Source organism: Cupriavidus sp. CPT47-8839-RL05A, from assembly GCF_058792255.1.
This window is the reverse complement of record NZ_JBYTEG010000031.1, coordinates 37,185-58,764: the sequence shown is the minus strand read 5'-3', so window position 1 is coordinate 58,764 and position 21,580 is coordinate 37,185. Positions and strand designations below refer to the sequence as shown.

Annotated in this window: 18 protein-coding genes; 14 read left to right on the top strand and 4 right to left on the bottom strand. The window is 68.3% G+C overall.

Annotation, left to right across the window (positions count from 1 at the left end; all coding sequences use genetic code 11):
• Positions 1-83: 83 nt before the first annotated feature.
• The gene (locus AC3WVS_RS28945; RefSeq protein WP_011615103.1) at positions 84-431 is read left to right on the top strand and encodes a hypothetical protein; all 348 of its coding nucleotides are present in this window, start codon (positions 84-86) and stop codon (positions 429-431) included.
• A gap of 22 nt (positions 432-453) precedes the next feature.
• On the opposite strand, the gene AC3WVS_RS28940 is transcribed toward AC3WVS_RS28945, so the two are convergent.
• Entirely contained in the window at positions 454-1,701 is a 1,248-nt protein-coding gene (locus AC3WVS_RS28940) for a Zn-dependent hydrolase (protein WP_492321394.1), read from the bottom strand.
• Positions 1,702-1,916: 215 nt separating this feature from the next.
• Between AC3WVS_RS28940 and AC3WVS_RS28935 the strand changes: the two genes are divergently transcribed.
• From AC3WVS_RS28935 to AC3WVS_RS28910, 6 genes are all read left to right on the top strand, one after another.
• Positions 1,917-3,539 (top strand): ABC transporter substrate-binding protein, encoded by a 1,623-nt coding sequence (locus AC3WVS_RS28935; RefSeq protein WP_492321393.1) that lies wholly within the window; start codon positions 1,917-1,919, stop codon positions 3,537-3,539.
• A gap of 122 nt (positions 3,540-3,661) precedes the next feature.
• Positions 3,662-4,612 (top strand): ABC transporter permease, encoded by a 951-nt coding sequence (locus tag AC3WVS_RS28930; RefSeq protein WP_492321392.1) that lies wholly within the window; start codon positions 3,662-3,664, stop codon positions 4,610-4,612.
• Between the two features lie 10 nt (positions 4,613-4,622).
• The gene (locus AC3WVS_RS28925) at positions 4,623-5,510 is read left to right on the top strand and encodes an ABC transporter permease (RefSeq protein WP_492321391.1); all 888 of its coding nucleotides are present in this window, start codon (positions 4,623-4,625) and stop codon (positions 5,508-5,510) included.
• 3 nt (positions 5,511-5,513) lie between these two features.
• The gene (locus AC3WVS_RS28920; protein WP_492321390.1) at positions 5,514-6,545 is read left to right on the top strand and encodes an ABC transporter ATP-binding protein; all 1,032 of its coding nucleotides are present in this window, start codon (positions 5,514-5,516) and stop codon (positions 6,543-6,545) included.
• Positions 6,546-6,555: 10 nt separating this feature from the next.
• Positions 6,556-7,569, top strand: a complete 1,014-nt coding sequence (locus tag AC3WVS_RS28915; protein ID WP_492321389.1) for an ABC transporter ATP-binding protein — start codon at positions 6,556-6,558, stop codon at positions 7,567-7,569.
• Positions 7,570-7,606: 37 nt separating this feature from the next.
• Positions 7,607-8,797, top strand: a complete 1,191-nt coding sequence (locus AC3WVS_RS28910; protein ID WP_492321388.1) for an amidase — start codon at positions 7,607-7,609, stop codon at positions 8,795-8,797.
• 112 nt (positions 8,798-8,909) lie between these two features.
• Here the strand turns inward: AC3WVS_RS28910 and AC3WVS_RS28905 are convergent, their stop codons facing one another.
• The gene (locus AC3WVS_RS28905; protein WP_492321387.1) at positions 8,910-12,023 is read right to left on the bottom strand and encodes an efflux RND transporter permease subunit; all 3,114 of its coding nucleotides are present in this window, start codon (positions 12,021-12,023) and stop codon (positions 8,910-8,912) included.
• A 4-nt stretch (positions 12,024-12,027) separates the two neighbouring features.
• Positions 12,028-13,185, bottom strand: a complete 1,158-nt coding sequence (locus tag AC3WVS_RS28900; RefSeq protein ID WP_492321386.1) for an efflux RND transporter periplasmic adaptor subunit — start codon at positions 13,183-13,185, stop codon at positions 12,028-12,030.
• A gap of 382 nt (positions 13,186-13,567) precedes the next feature.
• Here AC3WVS_RS28900 and hpnD point away from each other — a divergent pair, with 382 nt between their 5' ends.
• A complete protein-coding gene (gene hpnD, locus AC3WVS_RS28895; RefSeq protein ID WP_492321385.1) occupies positions 13,568-14,404 on the top strand; it encodes a presqualene diphosphate synthase HpnD in 837 nt (278 codons plus the stop codon).
• A 43-nt stretch (positions 14,405-14,447) separates the two neighbouring features.
• Positions 14,448-15,710: a Zn-dependent hydrolase gene (locus tag AC3WVS_RS28890; protein ID WP_492321384.1), complete on the top strand. Its 1,263-nt coding sequence runs from the start codon at positions 14,448-14,450 to the stop codon at positions 15,708-15,710.
• A 45-nt stretch (positions 15,711-15,755) separates the two neighbouring features.
• Here the strand turns inward: AC3WVS_RS28890 and AC3WVS_RS28885 are convergent, their stop codons facing one another.
• Complete coding sequence (locus AC3WVS_RS28885; RefSeq protein ID WP_492321383.1) at positions 15,756-16,103, bottom strand: hypothetical protein; 348 nt, start codon at positions 16,101-16,103, stop codon at positions 15,756-15,758.
• A 314-nt stretch (positions 16,104-16,417) separates the two neighbouring features.
• Here AC3WVS_RS28885 and ompR point away from each other — a divergent pair, with 314 nt between their 5' ends.
• The 5 genes from ompR to AC3WVS_RS28860 all read left to right on the top strand — a co-directional run bounded on the left by ompR (position 16,418) and on the right by AC3WVS_RS28860 (position 21,523).
• Complete coding sequence (ompR, locus tag AC3WVS_RS28880; RefSeq protein WP_010810107.1) at positions 16,418-17,140, top strand: osmolarity response regulator transcription factor OmpR; 723 nt, start codon at positions 16,418-16,420, stop codon at positions 17,138-17,140.
• A gap of 24 nt (positions 17,141-17,164) precedes the next feature.
• Positions 17,165-18,514 carry an ATP-binding protein gene (locus AC3WVS_RS28875; protein ID WP_492321382.1) on the top strand — a complete coding sequence of 450 codons (1,350 nt, stop codon included), beginning with the start codon at positions 17,165-17,167 and terminating at the stop codon, positions 18,512-18,514.
• 235 nt (positions 18,515-18,749) lie between these two features.
• The gene (locus AC3WVS_RS28870; RefSeq protein ID WP_492321381.1) at positions 18,750-20,051 is read left to right on the top strand and encodes an MFS transporter; all 1,302 of its coding nucleotides are present in this window, start codon (positions 18,750-18,752) and stop codon (positions 20,049-20,051) included.
• 295 nt (positions 20,052-20,346) lie between these two features.
• The gene (locus AC3WVS_RS28865) at positions 20,347-20,895 is read left to right on the top strand and encodes a peroxiredoxin (RefSeq protein WP_010810110.1); all 549 of its coding nucleotides are present in this window, start codon (positions 20,347-20,349) and stop codon (positions 20,893-20,895) included.
• 106 nt (positions 20,896-21,001) lie between these two features.
• Positions 21,002-21,523, top strand: coding sequence for a carboxymuconolactone decarboxylase family protein (locus AC3WVS_RS28860; RefSeq protein ID WP_492321380.1), 522 nt, complete (start codon positions 21,002-21,004; stop codon positions 21,521-21,523).
• Positions 21,524-21,580 lie beyond the last annotated feature (57 nt).

Sequence of the window (21,580 nt, the reverse complement as noted above, 5' to 3'; positions counted from 1 at the left end):
CCCTTGCCGCGATCTATGCTGAAGGTGTCGGGGCGGCACCGAGCCGCTCCGGCATCTTCACCTCAGCCCTGATCGGAGGGCATATGAAATTCCCTGCCTTGCTGTTGGCAGCGTCGATGGCCGCTGGCTGGTCATCGCTCGCCTATGCTGCCGGATGCCAGTACGACATGCAGTGCAAAGGAGAGCGGATCTGCCAGCAAGGGCAGTGCGTCTTTCCTGACGCGGAAGAAACCGCGGAAGCCGGTGGGCCAGCGCCGCTGCCGGCGACCAAGCGCACGCCAGCGCCGCCGCCAGCCCGCGGGTGCTGCACCGTGGCAGGCAAGCTCAAGCTGTCACCGGCCGCGGCCTCGGATACCAGCCTGGCGAGCGGCGATGCGTGCCAGGGGCTGACCGCCTCGGGCAAGCCGGTTCCCGGCACGATCTGCAACTAGCCTCTGGATCTGGCGCGGGCGCCTAGCGCGCGTGCGCCAGCATGGCCTGCAGCAGCACGTTGGCGCCCGCCTCGATGTGCTCGGGCAGCGCGTCTTCCAGCTCGTTATGGCTGATGCCGTCCTTGCACGGCACGAAGATCATGCCTGTGGGCGCGCGCCGCGCGACGTAGACCGCGTCGTGGCCAGCGCCGCTGACCACGTCCATATGCGGCAGGCCCAGCGCCGTGGCCGCGCGCCGCACGCTGTCAACGCATTCGGGCGCGAACACGCACGGCTCGAACTTCACCACCTGGCGGATTTCGACCTCCACGCCGGCGGCCACGGCAATGCCCTCGAACGCCGCCTGCATGGCCGCATGCATGCGGTCCAGGCCAGCCTGCGACAGGTTGCGGAAGTCGACCGAAAAATCGACCCGGCCCGGAATCACGTTGCGCGAGTTCGGCGTGACCTGCAGATAGCCGACCGTGCCGCGCCCGTGCGGCGCCTCGTCGCGCGCGATCTGGTTGACCGCCTCGACCATGCGCGCGGCCGCCAGCATCGCGTCGTGGCGCAGCGCCAGCGGCGTCGGGCCGGCGTGCGCGTCCATGCCGGTCACGGTCACGTCGTACCACTGCTGGCCCAGCGCGCCCGAGACCACGCCGATCGGCAGACCTGCCGCCTCCAGCACCGGCCCCTGCTCGATATGCGCCTCGAAGTAGGCCGCGAACATGCCGCCCGGCACCGCGCCCGCCGGCTGCGCGCCGCGGTAGCCGATCGCCGCCAGCGCGTCGCCCACGCTGACGCCATCCACATCGGTCTGCGCGCGCGCAAAAGCCGCGTCGAACTCTCCGGCAAATACGCCCGAGCCCATCATCACCGGCGTGAAGCGCGTGCCCTCCTCGTTGGTCCAGAACGCGACCTCCAGCGGCGCGCGCGTGACGATGCCCAGGTCGTCGAGCGTGCGCATGACTTCCAGGCCGGCCAGCACGCCGAAGTTGCCGTCGAACTTGCCGCCCGAGGGCTGGGTGTCGATATGGCTGCCGGTGGCCACGGCGCGCGCGTCGGGGTCGCTGCCGGCGCGGCGCGCGAAGACGTTGCCGATCTCGTCGACGCGCACGTCGAGCCCGGCCTCGCGGCACCACTGCACCACCAGGTCGCGCCCCTTGCGGTCGGCTTCGGTCAGCGCGATGCGGCACACGCCGCCCCTGGGCGTGGCGCCGATCGCGGCGAGGTCCATCAGCGCTTGCCACAGGCGGGCGCCATTGATGCGGGGAAGGTGTAGCTGGTCCATGTCTGGTTGCGGGTGGGGTGAGGGAGAGGAAACGGCAGCAGGTTCAGCAAGAAGCAGACCACCGTCGCCGGCACTTCGGCCCGCATTCCCGGCCCTGCCACCGTGGCACATGACTTGCTTTGCAGACATCCGTCCCCTCAAGCCAACCCAGGAGCAAGCCTGTGCACCACGATCCCTCCCTTCTCGCGAAAGGTCTCAAGTCAGCTGCCTCGGCCATGAGCGCCGCCGTGCTGGCGCTGCTCGCGCTGCCCGGTGCCGCCCATGCCGACAAGGTGCTGCGCATCGGCATGACCGCCGCGGACATCCCGCGCACGCTCGGCCAGCCCGACCAGGGCTTCGAGGGCAACCGCTTCTCCGGTATCCCGATGTACGACGGCCTCACCCAATGGGACCTGTCCCGGGGCAACGGCCCCAGCCTGCTGATCCCGGGCCTGGCCACCGAATGGAAGGTCGACGCCGCCGACAAGACCAGATGGGTGTTCAAGCTGCGCCCCGGCGTCAAGTTCCACGACGGCACCCCGTTCAACGCCGATGCCGTGGTCTGGAACGTCGGCAAAGTGCTGGACAAGACCGCCAGGCAGTTCGATCCCAGCCAGGTCGGCGTGACCGCCTCGCGCATGCCGACGCTGCGCACGGCCAAGAAGATCGACGACCTCACCGTGGAGCTGGTCACCTCCGAGCCGGATTCGTTCCTGCCCTACAACCTGACCAACCTGTTCATGGCCTCGCCCACGCAGTGGGAGAAGAAATTCGCCGCGGTGCCGGCCTCGGTCACCGATCCGGTCGAGCGCTCCAAGCAGGCCTGGGTCGCGTTTGCCGCCGACGCCGCCGGCACCGGGCCGTTCAGGATGAGCCGCTTCGTGCCGCGCGAGCGCCTGGAAGTGGTGCGCAATGCGCAATACTGGGACGCGAAGCGCGTGCCGAAGATCGACAAGGTGGTGATGGTGCCGATGCCCGAGGCCAACGCGCGCACCGCCGCGCTGCTGTCGGGCCAGGTCGACTGGATCGAAGCCCCGGCACCCGACGCCATCACCCAGATCAAGAGCCGCGGCTTCCAGGTCTATGCCAACGCGCAGCCGCATATGTGGCCGTGGCAGCTGTCGTTCGCGCCCGGCTCGCCATGGCTGGACAAGCGTGTGCGCCAGGCCGCCAACCTGTGCGTCAACCGCAGCGGCCTGAAGACCCTGCTGGGCGGGTACATGGCCGAGGCCAAGGGCATCGTCGAGACCGGCAATCCGTGGTGGGGCAATCCGAAGTTCGATATCAAGTACGACCCGGCCGCGGCGAAGAAGCTGATGCAGGAGGCCGGCTACTCGGCCGCCAAACCGGTCAAGGTCAAGGTGCAGGTGTCGGCGTCGGGCTCCGGCCAGATGCAGCCGCTGCCGATGAACGAGTACGTGCAGCAGAACCTGAAGGAGTGCTTTATCGACGTCGACTTCGACGTGGTCGAGTGGAACACCCTCTTCACCAACTGGCGCGTCGGCGCCAAGGACGCCAGCGCGCACGGCGCCAACGCAATCAACGTCAGCTTTGCGGCAATGGACCCGTTCTTTGCCATGGTCCGCTTCGTCAGCACCAAGACCCAGCCGCCGGTCTCGAACAACTGGGGCTACTTCGGCAATGCCGAGTTTGACAAGCTGATCGAGAACGCGCGCACCGCGTTTGACGAGAAATCGCGCGACGCGGCGCTGGCCAGGCTGCATGCCCGCATCGTCGAGGAGTCGCCGTTCGTGCTGATCGCGCACGACGTCGGCCCGCGCGCGATTTCGAAGAAGGTCAAGGGCGTGGTGCAGCCGCAGAGCTGGTTTATCGATATCGCGACAATGTCGATGGACTGATCCCGGCCGCGCCCGACGGACGCCGCGCGGCAGCCCGCCGCCCGCGCGGCCCGGCAACCCCGCCCGGTCTTCCCCGCGTGCCGCGCACGGCGCACGCACGCCCCAACTTGCCGGATCCTCCCATGCAATACCTGTTCCGCCGCATCCTCTATGCCATTCCCATCCTGCTCGGGGTGGCGCTGCTGTGCTTCTCGCTGGTCCATATCGCCCCCGGCGATCCGCTGGTGTCGGTGCTGCCGCCCGACGCCTCGGAAGACCTGCGCCGCCAGCTGACCGCACTCTACGGCTTCGACAAGCCCTTCCTGGAGCAATTCGTGCACTGGCTGGGCCGTGCGCTGCAGGGCGACCTGGGCACTTCGATCGCCACCAGCCGACCGGTGATGGCCGAAGTCGGCGCCGCCGTGGTCAATTCCCTGCGCCTGGCCACCGTGGCCACGCTGATCGGCTTCAGCTTCGGCTGCCTGTTCGGCTTTGTCGCCGGCTACCTGCGCGATTCCGTGGCCGACCGCACCGCGTCGCTGCTGTCGGTGCTGGGCGTCAGCATCCCGCACTACTGGCTGGGGATGGTGCTGGTGATCGCGTTCTCGGTGCTGCTGGGCTGGCTGCCGGCCACCGGCGCCGGGCCGGGCGGTTCGGGCGACTGGGCGTGGGACTGGGAGCACATGCAGTACATGCTGCTGCCGGCGGTGACCATGTCTGTGATCCCGATGGGCATCGTGGCGCGCACGGTGCGCGCGCTGGTGGCGGAGATCCTGGCCAACGAGTTCATCGTCGGCCTGCGCGCGCGCGGCCTGTCCGACCTGGCCGTGTTCCGCCACGTGCTCAAGAACGTGGCGCCAACCGCGCTGTCGGTAATGGGCCTGCAACTGGGCTACCTGCTGGGCGGCTCGATCCTGATCGAGACCGTGTTCTCGTGGCCCGGCACGGGCTTCCTGCTCAACGCCGCCATCTTCCAGCGCGACTTCCCGCTGCTGCAGGGGACCATCCTGGTGCTGGCGTTGTTCTTCGTGCTGCTCAACCTGCTGGTCGATGCGCTGCAGACGCTGTTCGACCCGCGCATCCAGCGCAACTGAGGAGGCCGACATGGACATGACCCTCGACCAATCACCGGCCGCCGCCGCGGTGCAGCGCTCGCCCGGCTACTGGACCACGGTCGGCCGGCGCCTGCTGCGCAACCGGCTGGCCATGCTGGCCGCGCTGGTGCTGCTGGGGCTGGTGCTGATGGCGCTGTTCGCCCCGGCACTGATGCCCGCCGATCCGTACGCGGCATCGATCCTCAAGCGCCTCAAGCCGATCGGCACCGAGCACTTTCCGCTCGGCACCGACGAGCTGGGACGCGACATGCTGTCGCGGCTGATGCTGGGCGCGCGGCTGTCGCTGTTCATGGGCATCACGCCGGTGCTGCTTGCCTTTGTCATCGGCAGCGCATTCGGCATCGTCGCCGGCTATGCCGGCGGCTGGACCAACACCGTGATCATGCGGCTCACCGACATCCTGTACGCCTTCCCGTCGGTGCTGCTGGCGATCGCGCTGTCAGGCACGCTGGGGGCGGGCGTGGGCAATGCGCTGCTGTCGCTGACCATCGTCTTTATCCCGCAGATCGTGCGCGTGGCTGAAAGCGTGACCACCCAGGTGCGCAACCGCGAGTTTGTCGACGCGGCGCGTGCTTCCGGGGCGTCGTCGCTGACCATCGTGCGCGCCCATGTGCTCAACAACGTGCTCGGGCCGATCTTCGTCTATGCCACCAGCCTGATCTCGGTGTCGATGATTCTGGCCTCGGGGCTGTCCTTCCTGGGCCTGGGCGTCAAGCCGCCCGAGCCGGAGTGGGGCCTGATGCTCAACACGCTGCGCACGGCCATCTACACCCAGCCGTGGGTTGCCGCCCTGCCCGGCGCCATGATCTTCCTGACCTCGGTCTCGTTCAACCTGCTGGCCGACGGCATCCGCTCGGCCATGGAAATCAAGGACTGAACCATGCCAGCACTGATGCAGGCCCCTTCGCCACAGGCCGGCCGCGATGTCGGCGGCCCGGCGCAGCCACTGGTGATCGCCCACCAGCTGGTCAAGCACTTTCCCATCAACTCCGGCCTGCCCGGCCTGCGCGCGCGCGCCGCGTCGGTGCGCGCGGTCGATGGCGTCAGCTTCGACGTGCTCAAGGGCGAGACCCTGGGCGTGGTCGGCGAGTCCGGCTGCGGCAAGTCCACCACCGCGCGGCTGCTGATGCAGCTGACGCAGCAGGACCGCGGCGAGCTGATCTTCGACGCGCAGGGCGTGGGCTCGGCCCAGCTGCCGATGAAGAAGTTCCGCAGCCAGGTGCAGATGGTGTTCCAGGACAGCTATTCGTCGCTGAACCCGCGCCTGACCATCGAGGCGTCGATCGCCTTCACGCCACGCGTCCATGGCGTGCCGGCGCGCGAAGCCACCGAGCGCGCCCGCTACCTGCTGCAGCGCGTCGGGCTGGACCCGGTGCGCTTTGCCGGGCGCTACCCGCACGAGCTGTCGGGCGGGCAGCGCCAGCGCGTCAACATTGCCCGCGCGCTGGCGCTGCGCCCGCGCCTGGTGATCCTGGACGAGGCGGTCTCGGCACTGGACAAGTCGGTGGAGGCGCAGGTGCTGAACCTGCTGCTGGACCTGAAGGCCGAGTTCGACCTGACCTACGTCTTCATCAGCCACGACCTCAACGTGATCCGCTACCTGTGCGACCGCGTGATGGTGATGTACCTGGGCAAGGTGGTGGAGATCGCGGATACCGAGACCCTTTATCAGCACCCGGCGCACCCATACACGCGCGCGCTGCTGGCGTCGATGCCGTCGATGGACCCGGACCGCCGCACCGCGGTCGCGCCGCTGACGGGCGACCCGCCCAACCCGATCAACCCGCCGTCCGGCTGCAGTTTCCATCCGCGCTGCGCCATGGCGCAGGACGTGTGCGGGCGGCGCGAGCCGCAGCTGACCGACCTGGTGGCCGGGCATCCGGTCGCCTGCCTGCTGGCCGCCGCGCCCTGAGGAGCCCACCATGTCCACCACCCCACAAAGCACACCCGGCGCGCCGATGATCTCGGTGCGGGACCTGCACGTCACCTTCTCCGGCGGCGGCAAGACCATCCGCGCCGTCAACGGCGTCTCGCTCGACGTGGGCGCCGGCGAGGCCGTGGCCCTGATCGGCGAATCCGGCTCCGGCAAGAGTGTCACGCTGCGCGCGCTGATGCGCCTGCACCCGCCGCGCCGCACCCGCATGGCAGGCCAGATCCGCGTCGACGGCGCCGACGTGATGGCGCTCGACCAGCGCGCGCTGGCCCGGCTGCGCGGCGGCACCATGGCGATGGTGTTCCAGGAGCCGCTGCTGGCGCTGGACCCGGTCTACACCGTGGGCCAGCAGATCGTCGAATGCATCCGCACCCACGACACGGTCTCGGCCGCCGAGGCGCGCGCGCGCGCGCTGCAGGCGCTCGAGTCCGTGCGCATTCCCAGCCCGGAGCGGCGGCTGGCAGCGTATCCGCACGAGCTGTCGGGCGGCATGCGCCAGCGCGCCATGATCGCACTGGCACTGTCGGCGCGGCCCAGGATCCTGCTGGCCGACGAGCCCACCACCGCGCTGGACGCCACCGTGCAGATCCAGGTGCTGATCCTGCTGCGCGAGCTGCAGCGCGAACTGGGGCTGTCCATTGTTTTCGTCACCCACGATATCGGCGCCGCGGTGGAGATCGCCGACCGCGTCGCGGTGATGTACGGCGGGCGCATTGTCGAGGAAGGCCCGATCCGCACCCTGCTGCGCGCGGCGCGCCACCCCTACACCATCGCCCTGCTGCAAAGCCGCCAGCATGGCATGGACCGCGGCCAGCGGCTGCAGGCCATCGGCGGCGCCCCGCCCGACCTGGCCGCGCTGCCGCCGGGCTGCACCTTCGCGCCACGCTGCCCGCATGCGCGCCCGCAATGCCTGGCCGAGGTGCCGCAGGCGCTCACCGTCGGCACCGGCCACCGCGTCAGCTGCGTGCTGGCCGCCGAGCCCGCGGTCGCCACCGCGGCATGACCCCCATCCCAGAACCCCAACGTATTCCAGGCCACCCATGACGCTTGCCACCCATCCTGCCCGTGCCTTCATGCCGTACCCACAGATCACCGTCCCGCACGCCGCCGGCGGCCCGCTGCGGGGCCTGAGCTTTGCCGTGAAGGACCTGTTCGACGTAGCTGGCTATCCGACCGGCGGCGGCAATCCGCACGTGCTGGCGCGCTCGGGCATCAAGGCCGCGACCGCGCCGGCGGTGCAGCGGCTGCTGGATGCCGGCGCCGCCTTCGTCGGCAAGACCCACACCGACGAGCTGGCCTTCTCCATGAACGGCCAGAACGCCCACTACGGGCGCCCGGTCAACGGCGCGGCACCGGAGCGCATCACCGGCGGCTCGTCGTCGGGCTCGGCCTCGGCGGTATCGAACGGCCTGTGCGACTTTGCGCTGGGCTCCGACACCGGCGGCTCGGTGCGCGCGCCGGCCAGCCATTGCGGCCTGTTCGGCATCCGGCCCACGCACGGGCGCATTTCACTGGAACGCTGCCTGCCGCTGTCCGAAAGCCTGGACACCTGCGGCTTCTTTGCGCGCGACATCGGCACCTTCGCGCGCGTGGCCGAGGTGCTGTTCGGGGCGGACCCGGCGCCGCTGCCGGCCGCGCCGCGGCTGCTGTTTGCCACCGACCTGTTCGGCCAGCCGACCCCGGAGGCCCGCGACGCGCTGGCGCCGGCTGCCGCCCGGATCGAAGCCGCGCTGGGCCACGCCGCGCCAGTCACCGTAGCCGACCGGCCGCTGTCCGAGCTGTGGTGGGCGTTCCGCTACGTGCAGGGCTGGGAGGCATGGCACAGCGACGGCGAACTGATCGAGCAACACGGACTGGAACTGGGTGCCGATGTCGCGGCACGCTTCGCCTTCTCGAAGGCCGTCACCCGCAGCCAGTTCGACGAAGCCAGTGCCGTGCGCCGCGACTTCACCGCGCACCTGGGCCGCCTGCTGGGGCCGGACGGCGTGCTGGTGCTGCCGACCATGCCCGATATCGCGCCGCTGCGCGCCGAACCGATCGAGTCCCTGGAGACCTACCGCAACCTCGCCGCCCAGACGCTGTGCCTGACGCCGCTGAGCGGCTTCCCGCAGCTGAACCTGCCGCTGGCCGGCCGCGACGGCGCACCGCTCGGCATCTCGCTGCTGGGGCCGGCGGGCAGTGACCGCAGCCTGGTCGCTCTGGCGGAGCGGATCATGGCGCACCAGGCTTGAACCAGTAACGCAAAGGGCACGCGGCATGCCGACGGCGAGGTCGATGCCGGCATCGTCTCGCCAGGACCGGCCCGCGGCTTCCGCGAAGCCGCAGCCTGAACCGCGCCGCGCCTCAAGTCGCCAGCGCCGACACCCCGCCCTCCGGCCGCTTGACGCGGAACCACGCCGCGTACAGCGCCGGCAGGAACAGCAGCGTCAGCACCGTGGCAATGATCAGCCCACCCATGATCGCCACCGCCATCGGCCCCCAGAACATCGAGCGCGACAGCGGGATCATCGCCAGCACCGCCGCGGCGGCGGTCAGGATGATCGGCCGGAAGCGGCGCACCGCGGCTTCGACGATGGCGGTCCACTGCGGCACGCCGGCGCTGACGTCCTGCTCGATCTGGTCGACCAGGATCACCGAGTTGCGGATGATCATGCCCAGCAGCGCGGTGATGCCCAGCTGCGCCACAAACCCCATCGGCGCGCGCAGCAGCAACAGCGTGGCGGCGGCGCCGATCAGGCCCAGCGGGCCGGTCAGGAACACCATGGCCGCGCGCGAGAAGCTGTGCAGCTGAAGCATCAGCAGCGTGAAGATGATGAAGATGCACAGCGGCAGCTGCGCCGCGATCGAGGCCCCGGCCTTGCCGCTCTCTTCTTCCGCGCCGGCCACGGTGATGCGGTAGCCCGGCGGCAACTGCGCGCGCAGCTTGTCCAGCTTCGGGTTGATCTGCGCGGTCACCGTCGGGCCCTGGATGCCGTCGACCACGTCGGACTGCACGGTCACGCCGAAGTCGCGGTTCTCGCGCCACACCACGCCCGGCTCCGAGCGCAGCGTCACGCGCGCCACCTGCGTCAGCGGCACCATGCGCCCGGTGTTGGTCGGCACCAGCATGTTGTTCAGGTCCGAGATCGCGTCGCGCTCACTGCGCGGGGTGCGCATCAGGATGTCGATCAGCTTGTCGCCGTCGCGGTACTGGCCCACCGGCACGCCGCTCAGCACGGTCTGCGTGACGCGGGCGATGGCATTGGTGGTCACGCCCAGTGCGCGCGCCTTGTCCTGGTCGATCTCCAGGCGCAGCATCTTGACGTTCTCATTCCAGTTGTCGTTGACCCCGACGGTGTTGGGGTTGGCGCGCATCTCGGCCTTGACCTGGTCGGCCAGCTGGCGCACCCCGGCGGCGTCCGGCCCGATCACGCGGAACTGCACCGGATAGGCCACCGGAGGCCCGTTGGGCAACAGCTTGACGCGGCCCCGCAGGTACGGGAATTCGGCATCCATCAGCTTGATGATGCGGCGGCGCAGCGCATCGCGCACCTCGGTGCTGACCGGCATCACGATCACCTGCGCCACATTGGTCTGCGGGAAGATCTGGTCCAGCGGCAGGTAGAAACGCGGCGCGCCGGTGCCGACGAAGGTGGTCAGGCTCTCGACCTCGCGGTCCTTGCCGACCAGCTGCTCGAAGCGCTTGGCCTCGGTTTCCATCTGGGCAAAGCTGGTGCCCTCGGGCATCCACAGTTCCACCATCAGCTCGGGGCGGCTGGAATCGGGGAAGAACTGCTTCTCGACAAACTTGAAGGCGTAGATCCCCAGCACAAAGGCCACCAGCGTGATCGCGATCACCACCTTGCGCCAGCTCACGCACCAGTCCACCAGCCGGCGAAAGCGCGCATAGAACGGCGTGTCGAAGACCTCGTGGGCCTCGCCCGCGCCGGGGCCGCGGCTCTTGAGCAGCAGGTAGCCCAGGTAGGGCGTGAAATAGACCGCCGCCAGCCACGACAGCACCAGCGCCAGCGCCGTCACCGCAAAGATCGCGAAGGTGTATTCGCCCACCGTCGAGCGCGCCAGGCCCACCGGCAGGAAGCCGGCCGCGGTGATCAGCGTGCCGGTCAGCATCGGCATCGCGGTGGAGGTATAGGCGAAGGTGGCCGCCTCCATCTTGGAGAAACCCTCTTCCAGCTTGCGCACCATCATCTCGACCGCGATGATGGCGTCGTCCACCAGCAGCCCCAGCGCCACGATCAAGGCCCCGAGCGAGATCTTGTGCAGGCCGATGCCGAAGATATGCATGAACAGGAAGGTCACGGCCAGCACCAGCGGGATCGTCAGCGCCACCACCAGCCCGGGACGCACGTCCAGCCGCAAGGGCCGCGTATGCAGGCCCAGCGCAATGAAACTGACCGCCAGCACGATCACCACCGCCTCGATCAGCACGCGCACGAACTCGCCGACCGAGCGCTTGACGGCTTGCGGCTGGTCCTGCACCTGGTCCATCTCGATGCCTACCGGCAGCTGGCCGCGCAGCTGGTCAAAGGCCGTGCGCAGGTTCTTGCCCAGCTCGATGATGTCGCCGCCCTTCTGCATCGAAATGCCCAGCCCGATCACGTCCTTGCCGTTGAAGCGCATGCGCGTCTGGGTCGGGTCGACATAGCCCCGGTAGACGTGCGCGATGTCGCCCAGGCGGATGTTGGCGATGCCGTTGGGCCCGCGCAGCACCAGGTTCTCCAGGTCTTCCACGCTGGCGAACTGGCCCGACAGGCGCACCTGCAGGTTGTCGGTCGGGGTGACCAGCACGCCGCTGCCGGTCAGGTTGTTCTGCTGCGAGATCTGGTCGGCGATGGCGTTGATATCCAGCCCCAGCTGGGCAAAGCGCGCCTGGTTGAATTCGATGAAGACCTTCTCGTCCTGCAGGCCGATCAGCGACACCTTGGCCACCGACGGCACGCGCAGCAGTTCCTGGCGCACCAGGTCGGCGTACTCGCGCAGCTCCTTGTAGTTGAAGCCGTCGGCGGAGAGCGCGTAGATGGTGCCGTACACGTCGCCAAACTCATCATTGAAGAACGGCCCGCGCACGCCCGCGGGCAGCGTCTGCTGGATATCGCCGATCTTCTTGCGCACGGTGTACCAGACCTGCGCGGTCTCCTTCGCCGGCGAGGTGTCCTTGAGCTGGAAGATCACCGTGGTCTCGCCCGGCTTGGAGAAGCTGCGGATCTTGTCCGCATAGGGCACTTCCTGCAGCTGGCGCTCGATCTTGTCCGTCACCTGGACGGCGATCTGCTCGGCGGTGGCGCCGGGCCAGAAGGCCTGCACCACCATCACGCGGAAGGTAAAGGGCGGATCCTCGTCCTGGCCCAGCTGGAAGAACGCCAGCATGCCGCCAAGCAGCAGCACCACCAGCAGGTAGCGGGTCAGCGGCTGGTGCTCGAGTGCCCAGCGCGACAGGTTGAAGCGGGAATGATCCATCCGCTCACCCCTGCTTCGGGGTGGCGGCCGGTGCCGATGCCGGGGCCGATGCAGGCCCTGCCGCAGGCGCGACCGTCTGCAGCGGGCGCACCTTCTGGCCTGCGCGCAAAAGGTGCACCCCGGCGGTGACGATGGTCTGGCCCGGGGCCAGGCCCTGGCGCACCTCCACCTCGTTGCCGATGGCCTCGCCCAGCGTCACCGGCACCGGCTTGACCGTGCCGGCGGCGGCGTCATAGATCCAGACCTGGTTGCGGCCCTGCTCCTGCAGCAGCGCGGTCAGCGGCACCCGGATGGCCGGGGTGGCGCCGGTGCGCATGAAGGTCACCACCGCGGTCATGCCGAGCTTGAGGTCGGCGGGCGGGTTCGGCACCGTCACGCGGGTGGCATAGGTGCGGGTGACCGGGTCGGCCGCCGCGGCAATCTCGCGCACGCGGCCAGGCAGCGTGCGCTGCGGCTCGGCCCAGGTATGGATGGTCACGTCGGTAATGCCGCGCAGCAGGTCGACCTGGTCTTCGGGCAGGCCGATCGCGACTTCCTTCTCTGCCGTCTGCGCCACGCGCACCACCGGCTGGCCCGGCGTCACCACCTGGCCCACCTCGGCATCGATCGCCGTGACCACGCCGTCGGCATCGGCATGCAGGACCGCGTAGCCGGTCTGGTTGGACTGGCTGCGCAGCCCGGCCTGGGCCTGGCGCAGCCGCGATTCGGCGGCGTCATAGTTGGCCTGGCGCCGGTGCTGCTCGGCAGCGCTGATAAAGCCCTTGGCGAACAGGTCGTTGTAGCGCTTCAGGTCGGCGGCGGCCAGGTCGCGGTCAGTCTTCGCGGCCTCGAACTGGGCGCGCGAGCCGGCCTCGGCCAGCGACAGGTCGGTGGGGTCCAGGCGCGCCAGCGGCTGGCCCTTGCTGACCACCGCGCCCACATCCACCAGCCTGGCGGCGATCTTGCCCCCGACGCGGAAGCCCAGCCGCGACTCCACGCGCGGGCGCACGTCGCCGGAGAACTCGAAGGCGGTCTTGCCATTGTGCGGGCTCAGCTGCATCAGGCGCACCGGGCGCACCTCCGGCGCCGGCTCGGCCTTCTTGCCGCAGCCGGCCAGGGCCAGCAGGCTGGCCGTCAAAAGTGTGGCCACGGCCACGCCTCGGCGGAGGTGGCGCGGCGGCATCGTAACAACAGGAGAATCTGCAGCCGCAACTTCCGGCACTTGGCAAAGCACTGGCATCGGTAGGCAACAAGTCGGATGGAACCACTGACAAGACTGGCCGGTGAGCGCAATCCCCTGCGCCCGGGAAGTCGTCGAGGCGCGGGGATGGCCGCGCGCAGCCGGCATCGGCAATAAATAACTTTCCGGTCAGTAATATAGCGACGCACCCCGGGTGCGTCAAACGGCAGGCGACGAAACCGCTGGAATGAAGACTCAGTTGCCGTTCCGGGCCGGTGAACTGCGCCGACAGGCTTCGGCATGCGCGACCATACCCTGCCCGGCGCGATGCTACAATCCGCCGCGCCGCTGGCGCTTCCCCCCACATCTTCGACCCGAGACCGGCGTGACGCCCGATCAGTATTGCCAAGAGAAAGTCGCCCAGAGCGGCTCGAGCTTCTATTACAGCTTCCTGTTCCTGCCGGCCGAGCGCCGCCGCGCCATCACCGCGCTGTACGCCTGGTGCCGCGAAGTCGACGACGTGGTCGACGACAGCCATGATGCTGGCCTGGCCCACCAGCAGCTGGACTGGTGGCGCGCCGAGCTGCGCCGCCTGTTCGAGGGCGAGCCGACCCATCCGACCACCAAGGCCCTGCAGCCGCATGTGCGCAGCGCCGGCCTGCCCCAGGGCGAGATGTCCGAAGTGCTGGAAGGCATGGAAATGGACCTGACCCAGACCCGCTACCTGGACGAGCCCGGCCTGGCCCGCTACTGCCATTGCGTGGCCGGCGTGGTCGGCACGCTCAGCGCGCGGCTGTTCGGCTATACCGACCCGCAGACCCTGGTGTTTGCCGAGAAGCTTGGCCAGTCGCTGCAACTGGTCAATATCCTGCGCGACGTCGGCGAGGACGCGCGGCGCGGGCGCATCTACCTGCCGGTCAATACCCTGCAGCAGTTCCAGGTGCCTGCATCCGAGATCCTGAAGGGCCAGCATTCCGATCGCTTTGTCGCGCTGATGCAGTACCACGCCGGCCGGGCCCGCGCGCTGTACCATGAGGCACTGGCGCTGCTGCCCAGGCAGGACCGCCGCGCCCAGCGCGCCGGCCTGCTGATGGGCGCGATCTACCACGCGCTGCTCGACGAACTGGAAGCGAGCCAGTTCCAGGTGCTGAACCAGCGCATTGCGCTGACCCCGCTGCGCAAGCTGTGGATTGCCTGGAAGACCTGGGTGCGCAACAGCTAGCGTCCTGCTCTCTTTCCTCTCCGACCCGCCAAGCCGTACCGCCATGACGCAGACATCCGCCTCCCTCGGCGACACCATCCTTGCCCACGCCAACCAGCTCGCCAGTTTCTCCGACATGGAAGGCGGCCTTACCTGCGCCTACCTGACCCCGGCCCACCGCGCCGCGCAGACCCGGCTTGCGCAGTGGATGGAGGCGGCCGGCATGCAGGTGCGGATCGACGCCATCGGCAACGTCATCGGCCGCTATGCAGCCGACCCGGCCGTGCCCGACGCGCGCGTGCTGATGACCGGCTCGCACTTCGACACCGTGCGCAATGGCGGGCGCTATGACGGACGGCTTGGCATCCTGCTGCCGATCGCCGTGGTCGGCGCGCTCAACCAGGCCGGCATCCGCCTGCCCTATCACTTTGAAGTGGTGGGGTTCGCCGAAGAGGAGGGCCTGCGCTTCAAGACCAGCTTCCTGGCCAGCAGTGTGCTGGCGGGCCGCTTCGACCCCGCCCTGCTGGAGCGCCAGGACGCGGACGGCATCACACTGCGCGAGGCACTGGCGGCATCGGACCTGCCCGGCGCGGGCGATTTGCAGGCCCTGCGCGCCGCGGCGGTCGATCCGGCGTCGCTGCTGGGCTTTGTCGAGGTGCATATCGAGCAGGGCCCGGTGCTGCTGCACCACGACCTGCCGCTGGGCGTGGTCACGCAGATCGCGGGCAGCAGCCGCTTTGCGGTGCGGGTCGAAGGCCTGGCCAGCCATGCCGGCACCACGCCGATGGGCATGCGCCGCGACGCCGCCGCGGGCGCTGCCGAGATGATCCTGCTGGTGGAGCAGCGCTGCGCGGCGGCGCCGACGCTGGTCGGAACGGTGGGCCAGCTGCAGGTGCCCAACGGGTCGAGCAATGTCATCCCGGCGGCCTGCACCTTCTCGATGGATATTCGCGCCGGCGAGGATGGCATCCGCGAGGCCGCCATCGCCGACATCGTGGCCGGCATCGGCCAGATCGCGGAACGGCGCGGGCTGGCCGCCCAGGTGGAGCGCGTGCCGCCGGTCAACAACGCGCCGTGCGCGCGCTGGCTGATGGACCAGTTCGGGGCGGTGCTGAAGAAGCGCGGGCTGCAGGCCTTCGAGCTGCCCTCCGGCGCCGGCCACGACGCCATGATGATGCAGCGCATCACCGACGTGGCCATGCTGTTCGTGCGCTGCGGCAACGGCGGCATCAGCCACAACCCGCTGGAAACCATCACGGCGGAGGATGCCCAGCTGGCGGCGGAGGTCTTCGTGGATTTCCTGCGGCACTTCCAGCCGCGCGCCTGAGCGCCACACTGGCGTACCATGGGGGCGGGGCACGATAAGAACGGATCAGCCGCCCTGGTAGATATCGCGCCCGAAGTCGTAGAGGTTCTTGCGCAGCTTGCGGCGCTCGTCCGGCGACAGGCGCGAGCCGCCGCGTTCGTCACCGCGCCGGCGCTCGGCGTCGCGCTGCTCGGCGCGATGGCGCTCGGCACGGGCCCGCGCCTCGCGCTGGCTGTTGCCTGGATCGCTGGCCTGGGTCGACGGGTGGCGCTTGAGCAGGTTGGCCATGCCGGCCGATTGCGCCTGCACCGTCCCGGCCGGAATGCACAGCGCCAGCACGGCCAGCGCCAGCGCAAGGCAGGCGCCGGCGACACCATGCTGCGGATGCCCGTGCCGGGTTCGGTTCACTTTCATTGATAATGGCGATCTTGGCTTCGGGAAAAACAGCCTTTGGACAGACTGGATGGACTGTCCCGAAGCCGGGAATTCCGGTACCCCGTCCGGCGCCGCGCCCTCTGCAAGCATCGCGCCAGCGCGAGCAAGGCAGGCTGGTCGAGACAGTGGTTCGTCGGTTGCAAATGCGTGGAAATCTGCCGCGCACGGCGCCCAAAAAGACGGATTGCGCAGTGTAATCGCACGATTGGTGCACACTGCCATACGCCGGGGTAAAGTATGTAACGTTTTGTTAAGCCATTTTGAGCGAAAGCGATAGTCGCTAAGATACCGCCATGGAAAATACCAGCCACAAGATTCTTGTCGTCGACGATGACCCGCGTCTGCGCGATTTGCTGCGCCGCTATCTGGGCGAACAGGGTTTCACCGTGCTGGTGGCGGAAAACGCCACCGCGATGAACAAGCTCTGGCTGCGCGAGCGTTTCGACCTGCTGGTGCTGGACCTGATGATGCCGGGCGAAGACGGCCTGTCGATCTGCCGCCGGCTGCGCGGGGCCAATGACCAGACCCCGATCATCATGCTCACCGCCAAGGGCGAGGACGTGGACCGCATCGTCGGCCTGGAAATGGGCGCCGACGACTACCTGCCCAAGCCCTTCAACCCGCGCGAGCTGATTGCGCGCATCCACGCGGTGCTGCGCCGCAAGGGCCCGGCCGAAGTGCCCGGCGCCCCGTCGGAAACGCCCGAGACCTTCGCCTTCGGCGACTTCGTGCTGAACCTGGCCACGCGCACGCTGACCAAGAACGACGAGGAAATCACGCTGACCACCGGCGAGTTCTCGGTCCTCAAGGTGTTCGCCCGCCATCCGCGCCAGCCGCTGTCGCGCGAGAAGCTGATGGAAATGGCACGCGGCCGTGAATATGAAGTCTTCGACCGCAGCCTGGACGTGCAGATCTCGCGCCTGCGCAAGCTGATCGAGCCGGACCCCAGCAACCCCCGTTTTATCCAGACGGTGTGGGGCCTGGGCTACGTCTTCATCCCCGATGGCGTGAAATAACCGATTACGGCCGCTGTTCCCATCGTGGCGACCGTTATCGGTAGAACCGCAACGCGGTTCTTTGGTTCGCTGTTCTGGCGAACCTTCATGCTTATCGCCCTGCTGCTGGCGATTTCGCTGGGCATCTGGTTCCAGAGCTACCGGCTGTTCGAACGCGCCCCGCGCGCGCAGCAGATCGCCATGCAGGTGGTCAGCGTGGTCAAGCTCACGCGCGCCGCGCTGCTCTATTCCGACCCCGCGCGGCGGCGCTTCCTGCTGCTCGACCTGGTGCAGAACGAAGGCATCAAGGTCTATCCGCGCGAGAAGGACGACGACTTCGCCGCGCCCACCGCCAACCCGTTCCTGACCGCCCTGGTGCAGCAGGAGATCCGCAGCCGCCTGGGCGAGGACACGGTGCTGGCCACCACCGTCAACGACATACCCGGCGTGTGGGTCAGCTTCGAGATCGAGGGCGACGACTACTGGGTGGCGATCAGCCCCGAGCGCTTCGAGCGCGTGCCCGGCATCCAGTGGCTGTGGTGGAGTATCGCCGCGCTGCTGCTGTCGATCATCGGCGCCGCCTTTATCACCGCGCGCGTCAACTACCCGCTCAAGCGGCTGGCCAACGCCGCGCGCGCCATCGGTGCCGGCGGCGACCCGCCGCCGCTGCCCGAGCACGGCGCCAGTGAGGTGGCGCTGGCCAACCACAGCTTCAACCAGATGGTGCGCGACCTGCGCCAGCTCGACGACGACCGCGTGGTGATGCTGGCCGGCATCTCGCACGACCTGCGCACGCCGCTGACGCGCCTGCGCCTGGAAACCGAGATGTCGCCGATGGACACCCCCACGCGCGACGCCATGATCGCCGACATCGAGCAGATGGACGCCATCATCGGACAGTTCCTCAACTACGCGCGCCCGCCGCTGGAAACCGTGGAACCGGTTGACCTGTCGGCGCTGGTGCACGATGCCGTGGGCGTCTACGCCGCGCATGACGACGTGCGCGTGCACGTGCGCGCCAACGAGCCGGTGATGGCCGTGGCCAACCGCATGGAAGTGCAGCGCATCCTGGACAACCTGGTCGAGAACGCGCGCCGCTATGCCAAGGACGAGCAAAGCGGCATGGCCGTGGTCGAGATCTCGACGCGCGTGGACGACAAGGAAGCCGTGCTGACCGTGGCCGACCACGGCAACGGCGTGCCCGACGGCCAGCTGTCGCTGCTGACGCGGCCCTTCTACCGGCTCGATGCCGCGCGCAGCGAGGCCAAGGGCGCCGGGCTGGGCATGTCCATCGTCAACCGCATCATGCAGCGCAACGGTGGCCGGCTGCTGCTGGCCAACCGCCCCGCCCCGGCCACGGGGCTGGTGGTCAGCGCCTGCTTCCGGCGCGCCTGAGCGTCAGCTGAGCGCGGCCTGAGCGCCATCCGCGGCGCATTGACAGGTTTTCGACAGCATTTGATAGCCTTCTGAAAGGCATTCGTCAGGGCAATGACAGGGTCGCGGCGCACACTGGCGCCCGTCATCAGGCGCGCGGCGAAATCCTTCCCACACGGCGTGACCCGCGCACGCCTGGCTGACTTCTCCGAACCATCATGCCGCCGGGACCGCCGGCGGTGCCTGAGAGACAGCCATGTCAGAGACCTCCGCAGCTACCCCCGCCGGGCAGCACGGGTTCCGCACCGTGTTCCGCGTCGTCAGCGGCAACTTCCTGGAAATGTATGACTTCATGGTGTACGGCTTCTACGCGGCCGCCATCGCCAGGACCTTCTTCCCCAGCGGCAACGAGTTCGCCTCGCTGATGCTTTCGCTCGCCACCTTTGGCGCGGGCTTCCTGATGCGGCCGCTGGGTGCGATCGTGCTGGGCGCCTACATCGACCGCCATGGCCGCCGCAAGGGCCTGATCATGACGCTGACGCTGATGGCCATGGGCACGCTGCTGATTGCCTGCGTGCCGGGCTACGCCACCATTGGCGTGGCCGCGCCGCTGCTGGTCTTGGCCGGGCGCCTGCTGCAGGGCTTCTCCGCGGGCGTTGAGCTGGGCGGCGTCTCGGTCTACCTGTCGGAAATCGCCAGGCCTGGCCGCAAGGGCTTCTATGTCGCGTGGCAATCGGGCAGCCAGCAGGTGGCGGTGATCTTCGCCGGCCTGCTGGGCGTGATCCTGCACGCCACGCTGGCGCCGGCGCAAATGGATGAATGGGGCTGGCGCATTCCCTTCCTGGTGGGCTGCCTGATCGTGCCGTTCCTGTTCCTGATCCGCCGTTCGCTGGAAGAGACCGAGGCCTTCAAGGCGCGCAAGCACCGCCCCGCCATCGACGAGATCTACCGCTCGATGCTGGACAACTGGCGCATCATCCTGGCCGGCTGCATGATGGTGGTGATGACCACGGTGTCGTTTTACATGATCACCGCATACACGCCGACCTTCGGCAAGACCGTGCTGAAGCTGGACGACACCGACAACCTGATCGTCACCATGTGCGTGGGCCTGTCCAACTTCATCTGGCTGCCGCTGATGGGCGCGCTGTCGGACCGCATCGGACGCAAGCCACTGCTGGTGTTCTTCACCGTGGCGACGCTGCTGACCGCGTACCCCGCCGTGTCATGGCTGGTGGCCGAGCCGTCGTTCTCGCGGCTGCTGATGGTGGAGCTGTGGCTGTCGTTCCTGTACGGCAGCTATAACGGCGCCATGGTGGTGGCGCTGACCGAGATCATGCCGCCCGCGGTGCGCACCACCGGCTTCTCGCTGGCCTACAGCCTGGCCACGGCGCTGTTCGGCGGCTTCACCCCGGCAATCTCGACCTGGCTGATCCACGCCACCGGCAACAAGGCGGCGCCGGGGCTGTGGCTGATGTTCGCCGCGCTGTGCGGACTGGTTGCCACGCTGGTGATCTTCCGGGCGCAACGAGTGGAGCCCGTCATGCATCCGGCCTGAACACGGCGGGTTGAACTCGCCGCCATCGTCACCAACTTGCCATAAGCGGGCCCAGCGCGCATGGCATACTTGCCCTTCCGCATCGAAGCCGCCTGGCCGATGCCGCGGCTTCCCATGCCGGGATTCGCTCCAGGCGTCACATGCCTTGCCTATCGGGCTCTTTGAGAATATCAATTAGCCCGGCACCTGGTGATGACGCATAATCACGTTTTGTCGCGGTAAGCCACGTAGCCGGCCCACGCCAGCCGCGCGGCAGCAGCGCCGCCCTCATTGCAACCGTATCAGGAGATAGTCTATGAAGACCGTTGGTGACAAGCTCGAAGCCTTCCACGTCGTCGGTGTCAAGCCGGGTTTCAACAATCACGAAGAGAACGGCCAGTCGGCTTTCGAAGACATCACCGAAAAGTCGTTCGAAGGCAAGTGGAAGATCATCTACTTCTACCCGAAGGACTTCACCTTCGTCTGCCCGACCGAAATCGTTGCCTTCGCCAAGCTGAACGGCGACTTCGCCGACCGCGACGCGATCGTGCTGGGCGGCTCGACCGACAACGAATTCGTCAAGCTGGCATGGCGCCGCGAACACAAGGACCTGAACAAGCTGAACCAGTGGCAATTCGCCGACGTGACCGGTTCGCTGATCGACCAGCTGGGCGTGCGTGACCACGCTGCCGGCGTTGCCCTGCGCGCGACCTTCATCGTCGACCCGGACAACGTAATCCAGCACGTGTCGGTGAACAACCTGAACGTGGGCCGCAACCCGGAAGAAGTCCTGCGTATCCTGGACGGTCTGCAAACGGACGAGCTGTGCCCGTGCAACCGTGCCGTTGGTGGCGCCACGCTGTAATTTGCTGTCAGTCGCCAGACACCGTCGCGATTCGCGGAGGGCGCTGCCCTCCGCACCAAAACCCGCTTGCGCGGGTTTTTTGGGCCCCTATCGATAGGAGAAATAAATGGAATTCCTCAGCACGATTAAGAATCTCATCCCCGATTACGCCAAGGACATCCGCCTGAACGTGGACGGCACCATCGCGCGCTCCTCGCTGGAAGGCAACGATGCGGTCGGCGTGGCGCTGGCGGCGGCATTCGCGGCGCAGAGCAAGGTGCTGGTGGATGCCATCCGCAATGCCGGCGTGCTGTCGCCCGAGGAAACCAACGGCGCGCTGACCGCTGCCGCGCTGATGGGCATGAACAACACCTGGTACCCGTACGTCGAGATGGCCGACGATCCGGACCTGGCCACCCAGCCGGCCGGCCTGCGCATGAACGCCTATGCCACCCATGGCGGCGCGGACAAGCGCCGTTTCGAGATGTACGCGCTGGCCGCCTCGATCGTGGGCAAGTGCCACTTCTGCGTGAAGTCGCACTACCAGCTGCTGAAGAATGAACAGGGCATGACCGCGCAGCAGCTGCGCGATGTCGGCCGCATTGCCGCCGTGATCGTGGCCGCCGCCAACGTGATCGCCGCGCAATAAGCCCCGCCACAGCGCGCCCCCGCGCCCTCCGCGGTGCCCTGCCACGGGCGCCGTAGC